We start from the raw sequence: 16,765 nt of genomic DNA, 5'->3' as shown, positions 1-16,765 counted from the left end.
GAACAGACCCTGCCTTGTCACAATCCTATTCTGTGATCGTGCCTGAAACACCCAAGACGTGGCGATACGAAGTCCCACCGGCTCATACCAAGCCGGCGCCACGAGGTCCGAATTCATAGGAGAACTATCATGCAAATCATTAAAAAAATCGCCGCTACCACTTCCGTTGCCGCTCTGCTGCTGAGCTTGACTGCTTGCGCCAACATGTCCGGCCAGGATAAAAACACGGCCATCGGCGCTGGTATCGGCGCCGTTGCCGGTTCCGTGCTGACGGGCGGCAGCGCAGTCGGCGCAGTCGGCGGCGCCGCCGTCGGCGGCGTAATCGGCAATCAGGTCAAGCCGAAGTAATCGGCCATCCGAAAAGCGGGGTGGGTGCCCAGGCGCCTGCCCCGCTTTTTTGCGTCCGGCTTCCGTTAAGGAAATTGAAAAGTTATTCTGAGGAAATTAGACGAAGACGTTGGCCATGCCGATCGCGCCGCTATCCTTGACCAGTTCGTAGCAGCGGCAAGAGACGGCTTCCAGGCCGGCGGAATCGAGAATTTCGATATTGCCGCGGCTGTAAGTAATCAGTTTTTGCTGTTGCAGCGCGCTGGCCGCCTTGGTCACGCCGACGCGCCGCACGCCCAGGGTATGGGCGAGGAATTCATGCGTCAGGTGAAATTTTTCGGACTGCAGGCGGTCGCGCGTGATCAGCAGCGAACGGGCCAGGCGCGCCTCGAGCACGTGGAAACGGCTGCACACGGCTATCTGGATGGCTTGCGCCAGCAAAGTGTCCGTGTAGCGGTACAGCAAGCGCTGCAGGGACTCGAGCTGGGCGAACTCGGCGCAAAAATCGGCCCGCGCGATGCGGCTGGCCGTGCCGGAACGTTGCACCACGGCCCGGACTTGCGCCAGGTCGTGGCCCAGCGCGACGGACGCGCCCAGCACGCCTTCGCGGCCGACGGAGCCCACTTCCAGCGTCATGCGGCCTTCCGCCACGGCCAGCAGCGAGATCAGGCAGTCGCCGGGGAAGTAGATGTGGCCGATAGGCTGGCCCGGTTCGTACAGCACCTCGCCCACCTCGACCGTGACGGTATCGAACAGCGCCGTCAGGTGCCGCAAGTCGTGCTCGGGCAGGCTGGCCAGCAGGCGGTTGCTGGCGTCAAGCGCGCCCGCAGGCGTGCCCAGGCCGGATCGGCCTGCATCGCGGGACAGGGTCATGCTGGCATTCGTTAGTGGCATTGCTTTTCCTTGGTGTCGTTACAACTCGACATAATTTTTACTTAGCCTACGGCGCCCTACCGTCCATGTATGTACGGTGACGCACGGAAGCGCGGCAAGCGGTACAGCACACTGGCAATACACGCGAATCGCACGGATAACACGCACTACCCATTTCATTATTTTAAAAAACAAGGAGCTCTCCATGACTACCACCACCAAATCCCTCCATCCGCTGGTACTGGCCGCCGCCGTCGCCGTCCTGCTGTTTTGCGGCGTGGGCACGGCGGCCCTGATGGGCTGGCTGCCCTCGTCGCAGGGCGATAGCCAGCCACTGGCGGCCAGCACTTCCGCCGAACAGATGGCCAACCTGCAGGCGAACCAGCCGCAAACGAACCTGCAGCCCGCCGGCGCACAGCCGCTGGCTGCCCTGCCGCCACAACAACAGCCACAGCAGCAGCAACCCGTGCGCCAGCCGCAGCAGCAACCGCAACAGCAGTACGCGGCCGCCCCGGCGCCGGCACCGCAGGTATGCGGCAATTGCGGCGTGATCGAAGCCATCCATGAAGTCAATACGCGCGCCGAAGGCAGCGGCGTGGGCGCGGCCGGCGGCGCCGTCGTCGGCGGCTTGCTGGGCAACCAGGTCGGCGGCGGCCACGGCAGGCAGCTGGCTACCGTGCTGGGCGCCGTTGGCGGCGCCGTGGCCGGCAACCAGATCGAAGGCAGCGTGCGCGCCACGCGCAGCTACAACATCGTCGTGCGCCTCGATAACGGCAAGACGCGCACCGTGCACCAGAGCGCCGCGCCGAACTGGCGCCAGGGCGACCGCGTGCGCGTCGTCAACGGCGGCTTGCGCGCCATCGGCTAAGTTCTTGGCGGCCAGCGCGCCGCCCGCCCGCGCAGCAAATCACACACGCCCGGCCTGTCCGGGCGTTTTCTTTTTGGCAATGTTCGTTGGCGTACAGATGAGCTTGCCGTCCCGCGAGATGATGCATTCAAGAAAGTTCAACGAATGCCTTCAAGGAGATGCGATGGAAAACGACAAGACAGGCAGTCGCCGGATCTGGCTCGGCTTTATCGGCGGCGGCATACTGGCTACCGCGCTGGGCTTCTGCGCGCTGGACCTGGCGCCCGCGGCCAGCAGCGCCCCCGTGTTTGGCGTCATGCTGCTGCTGACGGGCGGCATGGTCAGCTGCCTGGCCGGCGCCGTCGGCATGGCCGGCATGCTGGCCTGGATACCGGGCATGGATGGCGAGCAGGAACGCCGGCCTATGCGCGAGAGCAATATGGCCAAATACAGCAAATAAGTTGGGTAATCAGTCAGCTAAATAAGGCTTGTGTACGGCACCGTACAGAAAGTTTCAGAAACAAAGTAGACAATAAGTCATGGCATCAGCGTTCAGCGACCCAGTCGCCGCGCAATGACAAAAACCGATGACAGCACAAGGCCAAGGCAGTCGCCGTCATCCACACATTACTCTCGGAGGACACATCATGCTGTATACAATCGCCGTCGTACTCATTATTCTTTGGCTGCTGGGCCTGGTAACTTCTTATACCATTGGCGGCTTCATCCACATCCTGCTGGTCGTCGCGGTCATCATGATCCTGCTGCGCTTGATCAGCGGGCGCGGTTTATAGAGGCTGGCGCACTGGCCAGACAGGGCGGCGCGCGTGCAAACGGGCGCCGCTTTTTTGTCGCCTTGTGCGTCCATGTGCGCGCACTGGCACGCCGCCGCATTTTGCAGTAACGTGTGCAGGTAGTTCTGGGTATGTCCCAATAACAAAACTAGGAGAAAATCCATGAAAGAAGCATTCAAAAAAGGCCCTGGCGCCAAATCCCTGATCGGCATGCTGGTGATCGCGCTGGCCGCTACCGGCTGCGCGGACATGTCCTCGACACAACGCGGCACGGCCACGGGCGCCGGCATCGGCGCAGGCCTCGGTGCCTTGATCGGCGGCACCACCGGTGGCGGCAGCAGCGGCCGCACGGCCGGCGGCGCCCTGCTGGGTGCGGCCGCTGGCGCCGTAGTCGGCAATATCTGGTCGAACCGCATGGAAAACCAGAAGCGCGCGATGGAGCAAGCGACACAGGGTACTGGTGTGCAAGTGTCGCAGACGGCCGATAACCGCCTGAAAATGGAAATCCCGAGCGACATTTCCTTCGATACCAACCGCGCCGACATCAAGGGCAACTTCCGCCCCATCCTCGACCGCTTTGCCGCCACCCTGAACGAAAACACGAACACCACGGTCAGCATCATCGGCCATACGGACAGCACGGGCAGCGATTCCATCAACGAACCGCTGTCGGTGGAACGCGCCGCCCACACGCGCGACTACCTGGCCATGCGCGGCGTCTCGCCGACCCGCATCGTCACGGAAGGCCGCGGCGCCCGCGAACCGATCGCCTCGAATGCGGATGCAGCGGGACGCGCACGCAATCGCCGCGTGGAAATCTACGTAGCCGAAATGGCACCGCGCTAAGTTGATACGCATCAATAAAAAACCCGCTGGCAAGTGACCTTGCCAGCGGGTTTTTTCTATGTAAAACGGATTATTTCGACGTCGTTGCCTTGGCGCCGCTGTCGCCCTCTTTCGCCACCTTGGCAAAGTCGCCCGCCACCACCACCGACACGGCCGCCGGCTTCAGGTATTCGCGCAGGCCCTGGTTCACTTGCGTCAGGGTCAAGGCGGACACTTTCGCTTCCAGGTCCTTGTCGTAAGCCATGGTGCGGTCCTGCGCCAGGTAGCCGGCCAGTTCGCGCGCCAGGCCCGCGTCCTGCGTGCGGCCCACTTCTTCCGATTGCAGCCAGCCTTTCTTCGCTTCGGCCAGTTCCGCTTCCGTGAAGCCGTCGGCCAGCACCTTGGCGATTTCCTCGCGCAGGGCCGCTTCCACCTTGACCGTGTTTTGCGGCGCGCTGATGGCGTAGGCCATCCAGTAGCCGGCCGGTTCGCGCGACGGCACGGACACTTGCGAACCGACGCCGTACGACAGGCCTTCCTTCTGGCGGATGCGGTCGGCCAGGCGGCTGCGCAAGGCGCCGCCGCCGAGCATGTGGTTGGCGATCAGCAAGGCCGGATAGCTGGCCGCGTCATCCTTGAGGGGGATAGGCTGGATCGCGAACAGCACGCTGTTGGCCTTGTCCGGCGTTTCCAGCGTGACTTTCTCGCCGCTGACGGGCTTGACGGCATCAGGAATGCGCACATACGGCTGCTGCGCCTTCCAGCTGCCGTACAGGCTGGCCACTTGCGCCTTCAGCGCGGCCGGATCGAAGTCGCCCACGGCGGCAAAGGTGGCGTTCGAGGCGCCATAGTAGGCGCCGTGGAAGGCTTTCACATCGGCAACCTTGATGGCTTTCCATTGCGCCAGCTCGGCCGGCAAGGTGGCCACGTGGCGCACATGGCCTTCCGGCGTGGCGTCGAGCAGGCGGCGGAAGGCGTTCACGGCCAGCGGCTGCGGCTCAGGTAATTCCTGCTCCGCGCGGCCCACGCGCTCGCGCTGCAATTCCAGGAATTCCGTTTCGCTCAGGGCCGGCTTTTGCAGCACTTGCGCCAGCAGGTCCATGGCGGCCGGCAAGTTCTCGCGCTTGCCCGTCAGCATGGCGGTCACGCCCTCGGCGCCGCCCGTGATGGCCACTTGCGTGCCCAGCTGGTCGAACTTGTCCTTCACTTCCTGGCGCGACAGCTTATCCGTGCCGCGCGACAGCAGATTGGCCGTGTAGCTGCCCACTTGCGCCTTGCCGCGCAAGCTCTCTTCGCTGCCGGTCTGCAATTTCAATACGACGCTGACGGTATTGCCCTTGGTTTTCTTCGGCAGCAAGGCACCCTTCAAGCCGTTCGGCAAGGTGAAGCGCGTGGTGCGCGCCTCGATATTGTCGGGGCTGGGGTCGAACGCCTCGCCCTGCGCCACCACGGCGCGGCCCGTGTAGCCGGCCAGTTGCGGCGCCACGTCGGCGTAGGCCGGCACGACCGTGCGGTCCGGCGCATCGGTGGGGATGAAGCGGCCCAGGGTACGGTTCGAGCTCTTCAGGTATTTCTCGGCGGCCGCCTGCACCTGCGCCGTCGTCAGCTTGTCGAGCTGGTCGCGCTGCAGGAAGAACAAACGCCAGTCGCCGGCCGCCAGCGATTCCGTCAGGGCGATCGTCATGCGCGCCGTGTTCGAGGTGATCAGTTCCACCTGCTTGTTCAGCTGCTGTTTCACGCGCGCCACTTCCGCATCCGTGACCGGCTGCGACTTCAAGTCTTCCAGCACTTTCAGCATGGCCGCTTGCGCCGCGTCAAGGTTGCCATCGACGGGCACCAGCGCGCCGAACAGGTTGTAGCCCGGCTCCAGGTTGCTCACGGAGTTGTATTCGATCTTGCTGGCCAGCTTGGTTTCCACCAGCGCCTTGTGCAGGCGGCCGGCCGGGGCGTCCGTCAGCACGTGACCGAGCACTTCGAGGGCGACGGCGTCCGGGTTGCCGGACGGCGCCACGTGGTAGCCGGCGCCGACGAACTGCGTACCGCCGCTGCGGCGCACCGTCACGGCGCGCTCGCCATCCTGCACCGGCTCGGCCGTGTAGGTCGGTTCGATCACGCGGGTGGGTTTCGGAATCTTGCCGAACAGCTCATTGATCTGTGCCAGGACCTTCGCTTCATCGAAGCGGCCCGCCACCATCAGCACGGCATTATCCGGCTGATAGTATTTATGATAGAACGCGCGCAGGCGGGGGATGTTCACCTGTTCGATGTCGGAGCGGGCGCCGATGGTCGACTTGCCGTAGTTGTGCCAGTCGTAGGCGATGGCCTGGATGCGTTCGCTGGTCACGCCGATCGGATCGCTCTCGCCCATCTCGAACTCGTTGCGCACGACGGTCATTTCGCCCTTCTGCGTCTTCGGGTTCCACAGATCGTTCTGGTCGATGGCCGCGTTGACCATGCGGTCCGCTTCCATGGCCAGCATCTGGCGCAGGTTGTCGTCGTTGGCGGGGAAGGTCGCGTAGTAATTGGTGCGGTCGTACCAGGTGGTGCCGTTGAACTGCGCACCCGTCGAGTTCAGGATCTCGACGGGGGTCTTGGTTCCCTTCTTGACGCCGAAGTTGGCGCTGGGCTTGAACAGCAAGTGCTCGAGCAAGTGGGCCATGCCCGTTTCGCCGTAGTTTTCATGGCGCGAGCCGACCAGGTAGACGATGTTGGTGGTCAGGGTCGGCTTGCTGGCGTCCGGGAACAGCAGCACGCGCAAGCCGTTGGCCAGGCGGTATTCGGTGATGCCTTCGACGGACGTGACCTTGACGGCGGCGCCGCGGTTCGGCGCGGCCTTGCCGGCTTTCTGGGCCGGCGCGGCGTCGACCGGGGTGGCGGCCAGGATGAACGACGGCGAGAGGATGCCGGCGGCAAGCAGGAGGGCGGTAATTGGTTTCAAGTCGGAGTCCTGGTAGCACTGCGTTTAAAGATGCGCCAGCGCAGTGAAAGATACGCAAGCGCAATACGATACGAACGCAAGAATTGCCATGGACCCGCGCTGCGTCTTCGCCGCCCAGGGAAATCATTGCTCTCGTAATTTACGGCATACTTATCAGTTACGCAAGTGCCTGTCATCGAGCTGTTATGTGCCCGTGTTATACTCCACGGTTCCAGAACTATCTGCCTGTATATGAGACGAGCTCTCGTCCTGCTCTGCCTTTTTGTTTTCATCGCGTTACCCCAGGCGTTCGCCAGCATGGCTGACGCCAGCCCTTCCCCATTCCAGCACCTTGATGTGGCCGGCGTTGCCGCCACGCCTGCCGCCGATTGCCTTGAGCCCGGCGCCCATGCAGGCTTGCCCGGCGACAGCTGCGACACCGACGAATGCGACAACGACCCCATCACGCTATACCCGACCTCGCGCCAGGGCGCGCCGTTTTGCGCCATCATTTGGCAAGCGGGACCGGGGGCACTTGCCGAAGCGGACGCGCGGCAGGCCACCCGGCCGCCGCGCGTCCGCCGCCACATCACGCAATAGCAACACGATTCCCTGGGGCACTGGCCGCCAGGCAAGCTTGATACTTACTGACTTTACAAGGTTACACACATGGAATGGTTATTTGACCCGACAATCTGGGTCGGCCTGCTGACGCTGGTCGTACTGGAAATCGTACTGGGTATCGACAACCTGATCTTCATCGCCATCCTGGCCGAAAAGCTGCCGCCGCACCAGCGCGACAAGGCGAGGGTCCTGGGCCTGACCCTGGCCCTCGTCATGCGCCTGGGCCTGCTTTCGCTGATTTCCTGGCTGGTCACCCTGACGACGCCCTTGTTTTCCATACTGACCTTCTCGTTTTCGGGGCGCGACCTGATCCTGCTCGTCGGCGGCCTGTTCCTGCTGTTCAAGGCCACCAGCGAGCTGCACGAGCGCCTCGAAGGGGTAACCCACGCCCAGACGGGGCCGAAAGTCTACGCCGGCTTCGGCCTCGTGGTGGCGCAGATCGTCGTGCTCGACGCCGTCTTCTCGCTCGACGCCGTCATCACGGCCGTCGGCATGGTGGAAAACCTGTACGTGATGATGGCGGCCGTCGTCATTTCCATCGTCGTCATGATGCTCGCCTCGAAGGTGCTGACGCGCTTCGTCAACGCCCACCCCACCGTGGTCGTGCTGTGCCTGAGCTTTTTGCTGATGATCGGCCTCTCCCTGGTGGCGGAAGGCCTGGGCTTCCACATTCCGAAGGGCTATCTGTACGCCGCCATCGGTTTCTCGATCGTCATCGAGTTCTTCAACCAACTGGCGCGCCGCAACTTCCTCAAGCTGCAATCGAATGCGCCGCTGCGCGACCGCACGGCGCAAGCCGTGCTGAGCCTGCTGGGCGGGCGCAAGGGCCGCGAAGCCGTCGAAGAGCACGAAGTCAAGGAATTGCCCGACGTCTCCGCCTTCGGCGTGGAAGAGCGCAACATGGTCAGCGGCGTGCTGACCCTGGCCGAACGCTCGATCCGCTCCGTGATGACGCCGCGCGGCGACGTCTCGTGGGTCAACCTGAACGACAGCAGCGAGAAAATGCTGCAACTGCTGCGCGAGACGCCGCACAGCATGATTCCTGTCTGCAATGACGACCTCGACAATGTAGTCGGCATCGCGCGCAGCAAGGACCTCATCGAAGACCTCGTCTCGCATGGCAAGATCGATCCGGCCAGCATGCGCGAAGCCGTCGTCGTGCCGGAAGCGGCCGGCGTGCTGAAAGCCATGGAAACCCTGAAACGCTCGCGCGGCCAGCTGGTGCTGGTGGTCGACGAGTTCGGCACCGTGCAAGGCGTGCTCACGCCGATCGACATCCTGGAAGCCATCGCTGGCGAATTCCCCGACGAGGACGAGCAGCCCGACGTGGAAGTGCTGGGTCCCGGCCACTGGCGCATCGATGGCGCGACGGACCTGCATTACCTGGAGCAAGTATTCGAGACGGAAACGCTGGTCAGCGAAGACGGCGAGTACAACTCGCTGGCCGGCTTCCTGCTGGCGCATTTCGAAAACATGCCGGCCGTGGGCGAGGTGCTGGAACTCGATGGCTTGCGCTATGAAATCATCGAGGCCGACGAGCGCCGCATCGCCTGCGTGGACGTGCGCCGCATCGAGCCCGATCACAGTTTGTAACACAATGGCAAGCGTGCCCCGCTTGCCATGCCGTATGCTGGGGTCTGCCTTTTTTGGAGACGCCAACATGAAACACTCCCTGCTACGCCTGACCCTGCTCGCTTGCGCCGCCCTGGGTGCCCAAGCCAATGTCATGGCCGCCGCGCCATCCCCCTCCATCAAGCCGGGCCTGTGGCAAGTCGACAGCAAGATGGCGTCGCCGGACGCCGCCACCGACAACGCCATGTCCATGGTGCTGCAGCAGCTGGGCAACCTTCCTCCCGATCAACGCAAGCAGCTGGAAAGCATGGCCGCCAGCCGCGGCATGGCCATGCCCACCGTGGGTGCCGATGGCGCCGTGCGCGTGACGGCCTGCGTGACGCCGGACATGGCGGCGCGCAAGCAAATTCCCACGGGCCAGCCCGGCGACTGCAAGTCGAAGAACACCGACACCGCCGGCGGCATGAACGTGTCGTTCACGTGCGCGAATCCGAAATCGAGCGGCGAAGGCAAGGTGATGTTTACGGGCGACCAGGCGTTCAGCATGCAGCTGGCGGTGACGACCAGCGCGCGCGGCGCGCCGGAACAGGTGAATGTGACGAGCAACGGCAAGTGGCTGGGAGCAACGTGCCCGGCCCCATCGGCGGCCGCTGCTCAGAAGCCGTGACGGAAACCCATATTAAAAGCCGCGTCGCCGCGTCCCGCGTCGCTGGCATTGCCCACCGTGTAGCGGGCGCCGTTCTTGTTGTGGATCTTCGCGTAGGACGCGTAGAAATCGCTGCGTTTTGACAGGGAATACGTGAGGCCGACGGCCACCTGATTGGCGTCGCGGTTGGCCAGGTCGCGGTCATCCTTGCGCACGTACGAGGCCAGCAGCTTGAAGCCGCCTGCGGGCACGGACACGCCCAGCAAGGTGTCGCGGCTGTCCGACGACGACATCGACAGGGCCAGCGAGCTGTAGGCATTGTTCGGGTCCCACGGCGAGCTGCCGTAGCCCTTGTTCACGCCCACGGCGGCAAAGGCGGTGACCACTTTCAGGTCGATGTTCGCCGCGATCAGGGTGTTGCGCGACGACATGTCGATGGCGGGCAAGGTGCCAGAGGCGAGGATGAAGTTGTTCTTGCGCTGGTGCGACACGCTGACATTCACGGCGCCGGCCGAATAGCCGAGGGTGGCGCCATATGCGCGGTTGTTGGCGCTGCTGTACGGCGACTCGCCGAAGCTGTAGATGGCGCTGGCCGTCACGCCGCGCAAGGCGGGCGTCACGTATTTGACGGTATTGTCGTAGCGTTTCACGCTATAGCCGGCCAGGTTGCTGGCGCTGCCGGCCATGCCGCCCTTGAACGGGTCGGCCACGTCGGTCAGGGCCAGGTATTGCAGGTTGTACTGGCGCCCCAGGGTCAGCGCGCCCAGGCGGCTGTCCAGGCCCACGTAGGCTTGCCGGCCGAACAAGCGGCCCTCGTCCGACTGGCCCGTGTCGTTCTGGATGCCCGCTTCCAGGGTAAACACGGCCGAGACGTCGTTGCCCAGCGCTTCGCGGCCCTGCACGCCCAGGCGCGAGCCGGAGGCGACGCCGCCGGACACCTTGGTGCCGGCGCAACCGGCGGCACAGCCCCGTTCGGCAACGATACCCGCGTCGAGCACGCCGTACACGGCAACGTTGGTGGATGCGGCATTGCCCGCGCCATCGGCAGCCTGGGCCGTCGCGCCCAGCGCGAAAGGCCCCATCCCTATCACAGCAAGCGCAAAATACGAGGTCTTCATGATAAATATCTCGGTGACGTGAACAGTAAACTACCCGGTATTGATCAGGACATGCGCTGTGTGTCTGATCCAAGTGTTACCTTATCCTCGCTTTTTGTCCAGCCATCCGTGCGTTGTACAACAGAAACTTCAGCTTAGCCTCAAGAAACACGTCGCGCACTGACAACACGCAAGATTGACCATGTTTGTGCCAATATGCGGCAAAATGGCGTGAATTGCAGGCCCTGCCGTAAAGCAATGTTCGGTGGCGAACGTTGCGCGATCTGACGCAGGCGGTACACTACTGGTTTTACCGACAGCGGCTCGCCCGTTTTTTCTGCATGCTAGCTATCCTCGAACGCATTGACCCCAACTCCAGCAATATCGACTTGCTGGTGGAATTATTCAACTCACTGCGTCCCAAGCGCCCTCACGACAGCGCTACCGCGATTGCCAACGTGCGCACCCTGCGCCAGCTTCTCAAAGGTAACCCCGCGCAAGCGCGCGCCCTGCACGAATACGTGCTGCGCGTGCTGGCCGCGCGCCGCCACGCCAGCCTGTACACCGACATCGGCGTGCTGTCGAACAGCGGTTTCTTTACAGAATTAAAACGCCGCATCGCCTACCGCATGCTGCCGCCCGCCCTCGGCGACGAATACCTGAACGACGCGCTCGACCAGGTGCTGTACCTGAAGACTGATTATTTGTGGATCAGCAACGTGCCCGCCACGGACTGGCTGGAATTGTTCGACGTACTGACCAGCGACGAGGTCGAACTGGCCGTGGGCGACGGCAATATCATGTTGCCAGGCATGCTCGACGCCATCCGCACCCTGTCCTACCGCGTCTGCGCCATGGGCCTGGAACCGGAACTGACGCGTTTCCACAGCGAAATTGAAGTGTTCCAGTCGCCGTTCATGGTGCAGAACACGGAAGTGAACGCCTACCTGGACGCCTACACGAGCCTGCTGCAGGGCGATATCGAGCACATCGAGGATGCGCGCCATTTGCTGGTGATGCTGGACCAGTGCGACGCCGTCATCGCCAAGATCCGCAAGAAGGCGCTGTACCAGGGCACCAGCATTCCCCTCACGTATTTATTGGTGGCGCTGGCGCAAAGCATCGAGCGCCTGCGCAAGCTGCTGTTCCTCGTCGATACGAGCGGCGAGCTGCCCCCATCGAACAACGTGGACATCGCCGCCATCACGGTCGACGCCACGCAGGACTTGCTGCACCCGCAACCCGTCAGCCGCCGCCGCGCGGGCGCCGTCGGGCTGGCGCTGGAATTGATACGCGCGCACAACCACAAATACAAGGTCAGCGACCTGTTTTCCGACAATATCAACTTGCTGGCGCGCAATGTGACGGAAAACGCCAGCCGCACGGGCGAGCACTACATCGCGGAAAACCGCCGCGAAATGGGCGCCATGTTCCTCTCGTCCGCGGGCGCGGGCGTGATCATCGGCTTCATGGCCCTGTTCAAGATATTGATGTCGTATTTGCGCTCGGCGCCGCTGGTCGAAGCGTTCATGTTCAGCATGAATTACTCGATCGGTTTCATGTTCATCCACTTGCTGCACTTTACGGTGGCCACCAAGCAGCCGGCCATGACGGCTTCGCGCATCGCCGCCGGCCTGCACAGCAAGGATGGCCGGAATATCGACCTCGACAGCATGGCCGAACTGATCAACAAGGTCTTCCGCACGCAAAACATGGCCGTGCTGGGCAACCTGGCGACGGCCATCCCCACGGCGTGGCTGATCGCGCTCGGCTACAAGGCGATCACGGGGCACAACCTGGTATCGCCGGAAAAAGCCATGCATCTGCTGCACGATATCGACCCCATCGGCAGCCCCGCCATCTTCTACGCCATGATCGCCGGCGTGTGCCTGTTCGTGGCCGGCCTGATTTCCGGCTATTACGACAACCAGGCCCTCTACACGCGCTGGGCGCAGCGCATCGCGCAATTGCGCGGCCTGGGCCGCGTGATCGGCCAGGACCGCTTGCAGCGGCTTGGCCTGTACCTGGAAAACAATCTGGGCGGGCTGATGGGTAACTTCTATTTCGGTATCCTGCTCGGTTCCATCGGCACCCTGGGTTTCCTGATCGGCTTGCCCATCGATATCCGCCACATCACCTTCTCGGCCGCCAACTTTGCGACGGCCCTGGTGGGACTCGACCACAATATGAGCTGGCAGCTGGCCGTCAAGTCGCTGTCGGGCATCTTCGCCATCGGCACGGCCAACCTGCTGGTCAGCTTCGGCCTGGCCCTGTGGGTGGCCCTGCGTTCGCGCCAGGTGCGCTTCAAGCACGGCATGCAGTTGCTGAAGATTCTGGGCAAGCGTTTCCTGCGCTCGCCCATCGTCTTCTTCTTCGGTTCGAAAAACCCGCCGCCACTGGCACTGGCCGATGATACGGCAAACCTGTCACTGACAAACAAGGCTCAAAAATGACCGCTAGTCGCATGCAACCCTGTCTCACCGCCCTCCTGCTGTGCTGGACCCTGGCTGCATGCGCCTCGCTGCCCAATGTCAAGAACCTCAACACCACCTTGGCCCCCGTGGCCAAGCCCAATGTCATCACGGGCAAGGGCGCCATGCTGAACGTCAACAGCCGGGCCGCCCTGCTCAACAAGCGCTGGGCCAAGTCCGGCATGGACTTGAAGACCCAGGCCGCGCTGGAAGAGGCGGCCACGGGTGTGCCTCTGATCAAGGGCAACAAGGTGACCCTGCTGTTCGACGGCCCGCAAACCATGGCCGCCATGTTCCAGGCCATCAGCGAAGCGAAGAACAGTATCAACCTCGAAACGTATATCTTCGACCAGGATCCGCTGGGCCTGAAGTTTGCCGACATGCTGATCGAAAAGCAGCAATCGGGCGTGACGGTCAACGTCATCTACGACAGCGTGGGCACCATCGGCGTGCCGCAGGCGTTTTTTGACCGCATGCGCGCGGCCGGCGTGCACCTGGTGGCGTTCAATCCCGTCAATCCGGCCAAGCTCAAGGGCGACGACTGGAAGATCAACAACCGCGACCACCGCAAGGTGCTGATCGTCGATGGCACAATGGCGTTTACGGGCGGTGTCAACATCAGCGACACCTATGCCAAGAGCTCGCTGTTCCGCTCGAAATCGAAACCGACCGACAAGAAGGACGTGGGCTGGCGCGACACCCACGTGAAAGTGGAAGGCCCGGCCGTGGCCGCCTTCCAGTGGCTGTTCATCCGCACCTGGGCCCAGCAAGACCAGGCCGACTTGCCAGATGCCAATTATTTCCCCGTGCTTTCCGAAGTGGGCGACAAGCTGGTGCGCGTGGTGGCCAGCGAGCCGGACGGCGGCTTCGAAATCTACAAGGCGTATATCCTGGCCATCCAGGAAGCGAAGAAATCGATCCACATCACGTCCGCCTATTTCGTGCCCGACCAGCAGACGGTGGACGCGCTGGTCGCGGCCGCCAAGCGGGGCGTGGACGTCACCGTGGTGCTGCCCGGCGTGTCCGACAGCGGCCTCGTGTTCCATGCGGGACACGCGCTGTACGACCAGCTGCTGGCCGGCGGCATCCGCATCTTCCATCTGAAACTGGCCGTGCTGCACGCCAAGACGGCCGTCATCGACGGCGCCTGGTCGACCGTCGGCTCGACGAATATCGACATGCGCAGCTTCCTGCACAACAGCGAGCTGAACGTGATCGTGCTGGGAGACAGTTTCGGCCGGGAAATGGAAAACGCCTTCCAGGAAGACTTGCGCGACTCGCAAGAGATCACCAAGGCGAAATGGGAAACGCGGCCCATCTCCGACCGCATGAAGGAATGGGCGGCCCGTTTCATGAATTACTGGCTGTAAGCACCGATCAGGCGGCTGGATATTTGCACAAATATGCACTATATTGCACCAATAGTATGACGATCGTCGTACTGCTCATATCTGGAGTGGACCACCATGGGAACCGTGCGCAAGACCATTACCTTGACGGACCAGCAGGACGACTGGATCAAAGCGCAAATTGACGCGGGGCGCTATACGAACGACAGCGAATACATCCGCGACCTGATCCGGCGTGAACAGGAACGCAGCGCCGAACTCGATGCGATCCGCGCGGCGTTGGTGGAAGGCGAGGCAAGCGGCGAACCCCAGCCTTTCGACGCCAGGGCTTTCAAGCAGAGAATGCTGGCAACGCATGGCTGAATACCGGCTGACGCCCGCCGCCGAACGTGATCTTGAGGCGATCTGGGCGTATACGTCGCAGCGGTGGAGCGTGCAGCAGGCCAGTCTTTATCTTGACACCATGACGGCAGCCTTCGATGACCTGGCACGCGCGCCCGAGACGGCACCGGCATGCGAGCAGATTCGGCCCGGCTACCGGCGCCGCAAAGTCGGACGGCACATGATTTATTTCCGCATCACTCACTATGGCATTGCCATCGTCCGCATTTTGCATGACCGCATGGATGCGGCACGCCATCTGTAATTAAAACATCATCGGGCAAGACGCGGCGCCTCACAACGGCCGCAAGCTGGCCCACACGCCGCCCTGGCGTTCGAACGCTTCCGTGCTGACCTTTTCAAACTCGGCGCTGTCTTCATTCCAGCTGTAGCGCTCGACCCGGATGCAGCTGTTTTCCACGCGTAGCACATTGAAGGAGTTCGACTCGCCCCTGCCCCGCGTGGACGTGGCCGTGCCCGCCTGCACCATCAGGGCCGCGTAGCCGGCGATCTTGTAGCGCTCGGCCGTGTTGCCCGCCACGCTGGCATGCAAGTGTCCCGCCAGCAGCAAATCCACGCCGCATTCCGAAAACATCTGCAGCGCCAGCGGCGCACGGTCCACCAGGTCATCCTCGTCGAAGTGCTCGGGCAAGTCGAATGGATGGTGCGTGACGATGATGCGCGTCAAGCCGGGCGGCAAACGGCCCAGGCGTTCACGCAGGAAATCGATCTGCTCGTGGCTGATGCGCCCATCCTTGAACGTCAATGAGCGGGCCGTGTTGATGCCCAGCACGGCGATTTCCTCGTCCACGTATTCGGGCGACAAATCGTCCGTCACGTGGCGCCGGTATTTCACCAGCGGCGTCAGGAAACGGGAAAAGACGTTGTACAGCGGCACGTCATGGTTGCCTGGCACCACGATCTGCGGCCCCGGCAAGCTGTCGAGAAAGGCCCGCGCCGCCTGGAACTGGGCGCTGCGGGCCCGCTGGGTGAGGTCGCCGGAGACCACCACCACGTCCGGTTCCAGGCGCTCGACCAGCGCGCGCAAGGGCGCCAGCAAGTCCCCGTCGACCCGGCCGAAATGCAAATCCGATAAATGCACGATGGTACGCATGGCGCTCTCCTAGCTGGCTGCGGGCACGGGCGCCGGCACGATCACCGCGAGCGCGGCCGTGCGGATGCGGTAGCGCAGCGGCGTATTCATGACGGTCACTTCGCCATCGGTGGCCACGCGCAGGCGGCGGTGTCGCGTGGCGATCTCCAGGTCGGTGGCCGTCAGCACATCGAAATCCTTGGCCTGCGACAACTTGCCGAACAGCGCGTGCAGGGCCAGGCGCACGAGGCCCAGGCGGCCCGGACGCTGCGCCACGTACAGACTCAGCTGGCCGCCATCGAGCCGTTCGCGCTCGCCGATATTCAAGCCTTCCATCAGATATTCATTATTGCCGATGAAGACGAAAGGCGTGCGCCGCGCATGCACGGCGTCGTTGAGCTTCAGCTGCACGCTGAGAAAGGGATAGCGGCGCAAGGCGGCCAGCAGCGCCCAACTGAAGGCCAGCCACTTGCCCCGTCCCAGCCGGCGCTGCTGCTTTTCGCGGTCGCGCACGATATCGGGATACAGGCCCAGGCTGGAATTGTTCAGGAAGATGCGGCCATTGACTTCGCCCACGTCGACCTGGTGCTGCACGCCCTGCGCCACGTTGGCAATCGCCGCCTCCAGCGTGAGGGGAATGTTCAAATCCTTGGCGAAATGGTTCAAGGTGCCCAGCGGCAAGACGCCAAACGGCGTGCCGCTGCCCACGACGACGGAGGCGACGGCATTGATGGTGCCGTCGCCTCCGCCGGCCACGACGATGGGGGCGCCATCGCGCAAGGCTTGCTCGGCCGTGGCGATCATCTCGGCCCCGCTTTGCGCCAGGGTGATGGCGGCGTCGAGACCCACGGCCAGGAATTGTGCTTCAAGCTGCTGCGCCCAGTCCGGCGCATAGCCGCAGCCTGCGCCCGCATTGATGATGACGGCGATTTTGCTCAGGATCGTTCCC

The 16,765-nt window shown here is 63.1% G+C and carries 17 protein-coding genes; 12 read left to right on the top strand and 5 right to left on the bottom strand.

Going from position 1 to position 16,765, the window contains the following annotated elements; all coding sequences use genetic code 11:
- The first annotated feature begins 129 nt into the window (after positions 1-129).
- The gene (locus ACQ4WQ_RS24185) at positions 130-348 is read left to right on the top strand and encodes a YMGG-like glycine zipper-containing protein (protein WP_010396384.1); all 219 of its coding nucleotides are present in this window, start codon (positions 130-132) and stop codon (positions 346-348) included.
- 96 nt (positions 349-444) lie between these two features.
- Here the strand turns inward: ACQ4WQ_RS24185 and ACQ4WQ_RS24180 are convergent, their stop codons facing one another.
- Positions 445-1,221, bottom strand: coding sequence for a Crp/Fnr family transcriptional regulator (locus ACQ4WQ_RS24180; RefSeq protein WP_436500585.1), 777 nt, complete (start codon positions 1,219-1,221; stop codon positions 445-447).
- Positions 1,222-1,405: 184 nt separating this feature from the next.
- Between ACQ4WQ_RS24180 and ACQ4WQ_RS24175 the strand changes: the two genes are divergently transcribed.
- The 4 genes from ACQ4WQ_RS24175 to ACQ4WQ_RS24160 all read left to right on the top strand — a co-directional run bounded on the left by ACQ4WQ_RS24175 (position 1,406) and on the right by ACQ4WQ_RS24160 (position 3,687).
- Complete coding sequence (locus ACQ4WQ_RS24175; RefSeq protein WP_436500583.1) at positions 1,406-2,068, top strand: outer membrane lipoprotein; 663 nt, start codon at positions 1,406-1,408, stop codon at positions 2,066-2,068.
- A 163-nt stretch (positions 2,069-2,231) separates the two neighbouring features.
- Positions 2,232-2,507 carry a hypothetical protein gene (locus tag ACQ4WQ_RS24170; protein ID WP_436500581.1) on the top strand — a complete coding sequence of 92 codons (276 nt, stop codon included), beginning with the start codon at positions 2,232-2,234 and terminating at the stop codon, positions 2,505-2,507.
- A gap of 187 nt (positions 2,508-2,694) precedes the next feature.
- Positions 2,695-2,841, top strand: a complete 147-nt coding sequence (locus ACQ4WQ_RS24165) for a lmo0937 family membrane protein (protein WP_121670992.1) — start codon at positions 2,695-2,697, stop codon at positions 2,839-2,841.
- Positions 2,842-3,051: 210 nt separating this feature from the next.
- On the top strand, positions 3,052-3,687 hold the full coding sequence (locus ACQ4WQ_RS24160) for a YiaD family glycine zipper/OmpA-like lipoprotein (protein ID WP_326455941.1): 636 nt from the start codon (positions 3,052-3,054) through the stop codon (positions 3,685-3,687).
- 70 nt (positions 3,688-3,757) lie between these two features.
- On the opposite strand, the gene ACQ4WQ_RS24155 is transcribed toward ACQ4WQ_RS24160, so the two are convergent.
- Positions 3,758-6,604, bottom strand: a complete 2,847-nt coding sequence (locus tag ACQ4WQ_RS24155) for a M16 family metallopeptidase (RefSeq protein ID WP_436500578.1) — start codon at positions 6,602-6,604, stop codon at positions 3,758-3,760.
- Between the two features lie 297 nt (positions 6,605-6,901).
- Here ACQ4WQ_RS24155 and ACQ4WQ_RS24150 point away from each other — a divergent pair, with 297 nt between their 5' ends.
- The 3 genes from ACQ4WQ_RS24150 (at position 6,902) to ACQ4WQ_RS24140 (ending at position 9,446) form a co-directional block, all read left to right on the top strand.
- Positions 6,902-7,183 (top strand): hypothetical protein, encoded by a 282-nt coding sequence (locus tag ACQ4WQ_RS24150; RefSeq protein WP_326455917.1) that lies wholly within the window; start codon positions 6,902-6,904, stop codon positions 7,181-7,183.
- Between the two features lie 69 nt (positions 7,184-7,252).
- Positions 7,253-8,800 carry a TerC family protein gene (locus ACQ4WQ_RS24145; protein ID WP_436500576.1) on the top strand — a complete coding sequence of 516 codons (1,548 nt, stop codon included), beginning with the start codon at positions 7,253-7,255 and terminating at the stop codon, positions 8,798-8,800.
- Positions 8,801-8,867: 67 nt separating this feature from the next.
- Positions 8,868-9,446, top strand: coding sequence for a DUF3617 domain-containing protein (locus ACQ4WQ_RS24140; protein ID WP_326455919.1), 579 nt, complete (start codon positions 8,868-8,870; stop codon positions 9,444-9,446).
- Here the strand turns inward: ACQ4WQ_RS24140 and ACQ4WQ_RS24135 are convergent.
- Positions 9,434-10,543: a porin gene (locus ACQ4WQ_RS24135; protein ID WP_436500574.1), complete on the bottom strand. Its 1,110-nt coding sequence runs from the start codon at positions 10,541-10,543 to the stop codon at positions 9,434-9,436. The genes ACQ4WQ_RS24140 and ACQ4WQ_RS24135 overlap by 13 nt on opposite strands.
- Positions 10,544-10,863: 320 nt before the next feature.
- Here ACQ4WQ_RS24135 and ACQ4WQ_RS24130 point away from each other — a divergent pair, with 320 nt between their 5' ends.
- The 4 genes from ACQ4WQ_RS24130 (at position 10,864) to ACQ4WQ_RS24115 (ending at position 14,988) form a co-directional block, all read left to right on the top strand.
- On the top strand, positions 10,864-12,975 hold the full coding sequence (locus ACQ4WQ_RS24130) for a site-specific recombinase (protein WP_436500572.1): 2,112 nt from the start codon (positions 10,864-10,866) through the stop codon (positions 12,973-12,975).
- A gap of 11 nt (positions 12,976-12,986) precedes the next feature.
- Positions 12,987-14,363, top strand: coding sequence for a cardiolipin synthase (cls, locus tag ACQ4WQ_RS24125; protein ID WP_436500570.1), 1,377 nt, complete (start codon positions 12,987-12,989; stop codon positions 14,361-14,363).
- 96 nt (positions 14,364-14,459) lie between these two features.
- The gene (locus tag ACQ4WQ_RS24120) at positions 14,460-14,705 is read left to right on the top strand and encodes a type II toxin-antitoxin system ParD family antitoxin (RefSeq protein WP_326455923.1); all 246 of its coding nucleotides are present in this window, start codon (positions 14,460-14,462) and stop codon (positions 14,703-14,705) included.
- Positions 14,698-14,988 (top strand): type II toxin-antitoxin system RelE/ParE family toxin, encoded by a 291-nt coding sequence (locus ACQ4WQ_RS24115; protein ID WP_092800765.1) that lies wholly within the window; start codon positions 14,698-14,700, stop codon positions 14,986-14,988. The genes ACQ4WQ_RS24120 and ACQ4WQ_RS24115 overlap by 8 nt, the downstream gene beginning before the upstream one ends.
- Before the next feature lie 30 nt (positions 14,989-15,018).
- Here ACQ4WQ_RS24115 and ACQ4WQ_RS24110 read toward each other — a convergent pair whose 3' ends face one another.
- Both ACQ4WQ_RS24110 and ACQ4WQ_RS24105 read right to left on the bottom strand, forming a co-directional pair.
- Positions 15,019-15,837: a metallophosphoesterase family protein gene (locus tag ACQ4WQ_RS24110; protein WP_436500567.1), complete on the bottom strand. Its 819-nt coding sequence runs from the start codon at positions 15,835-15,837 to the stop codon at positions 15,019-15,021.
- A gap of 9 nt (positions 15,838-15,846) precedes the next feature.
- Positions 15,847-16,755, bottom strand: a complete 909-nt coding sequence (locus ACQ4WQ_RS24105; RefSeq protein ID WP_436500765.1) for a diacylglycerol/lipid kinase family protein — start codon at positions 16,753-16,755, stop codon at positions 15,847-15,849.
- Between the last annotated feature and the right edge of the window lie 10 nt (positions 16,756-16,765).

It is taken from the genome of Janthinobacterium goodfellowi (assembly GCF_051380695.1).
Classification (GTDB): Bacteria; Pseudomonadota; Gammaproteobacteria; order Burkholderiales; family Burkholderiaceae_D; genus Janthinobacterium.
This window is presented reverse-complemented; position numbering and strand designations above follow the sequence as displayed.

Bases quoted from the DNA above. Each gene is read 5' to 3' on its own strand.
- ACQ4WQ_RS24185 (WP_010396384.1), top strand. From the start codon at position 130: ATGCAAATCATTAAAAAAATCGCCGCTACCACTTCCGTTGCCGCTCTG.
- ACQ4WQ_RS24180 (WP_436500585.1), bottom strand. From the start codon at position 1,221: ATGCCACTAACGAATGCCAGCATGACCCTGTCCCGCGATGCAGGCCGA.
- ACQ4WQ_RS24175 (WP_436500583.1), top strand. From the start codon at position 1,406: ATGACTACCACCACCAAATCCCTCCATCCGCTGGTACTGGCCGCCGCC.
- ACQ4WQ_RS24170 (WP_436500581.1), top strand. From the start codon at position 2,232: ATGGAAAACGACAAGACAGGCAGTCGCCGGATCTGGCTCGGCTTTATC.
- ACQ4WQ_RS24165 (WP_121670992.1), top strand. From the start codon at position 2,695: ATGCTGTATACAATCGCCGTCGTACTCATTATTCTTTGGCTGCTGGGC.
- ACQ4WQ_RS24160 (WP_326455941.1), top strand. From the start codon at position 3,052: ATGCTGGTGATCGCGCTGGCCGCTACCGGCTGCGCGGACATGTCCTCG.
- ACQ4WQ_RS24150 (WP_326455917.1), top strand. From the start codon at position 6,902: ATGGCTGACGCCAGCCCTTCCCCATTCCAGCACCTTGATGTGGCCGGC.
- ACQ4WQ_RS24145 (WP_436500576.1), top strand. From the start codon at position 7,253: ATGGAATGGTTATTTGACCCGACAATCTGGGTCGGCCTGCTGACGCTG.
- ACQ4WQ_RS24140 (WP_326455919.1), top strand. From the start codon at position 8,868: ATGAAACACTCCCTGCTACGCCTGACCCTGCTCGCTTGCGCCGCCCTG.
- ACQ4WQ_RS24135 (WP_436500574.1), bottom strand. From the start codon at position 10,543: ATGAAGACCTCGTATTTTGCGCTTGCTGTGATAGGGATGGGGCCTTTC.
- ACQ4WQ_RS24130 (WP_436500572.1), top strand. From the start codon at position 10,864: ATGCTAGCTATCCTCGAACGCATTGACCCCAACTCCAGCAATATCGAC.
- cls (WP_436500570.1), top strand. From the start codon at position 12,987: ATGCAACCCTGTCTCACCGCCCTCCTGCTGTGCTGGACCCTGGCTGCA.
- ACQ4WQ_RS24120 (WP_326455923.1), top strand. From the start codon at position 14,460: ATGGGAACCGTGCGCAAGACCATTACCTTGACGGACCAGCAGGACGAC.
- ACQ4WQ_RS24115 (WP_092800765.1), top strand. From the start codon at position 14,698: ATGGCTGAATACCGGCTGACGCCCGCCGCCGAACGTGATCTTGAGGCG.
- ACQ4WQ_RS24110 (WP_436500567.1), bottom strand. From the start codon at position 15,837: ATGCGTACCATCGTGCATTTATCGGATTTGCATTTCGGCCGGGTCGAC.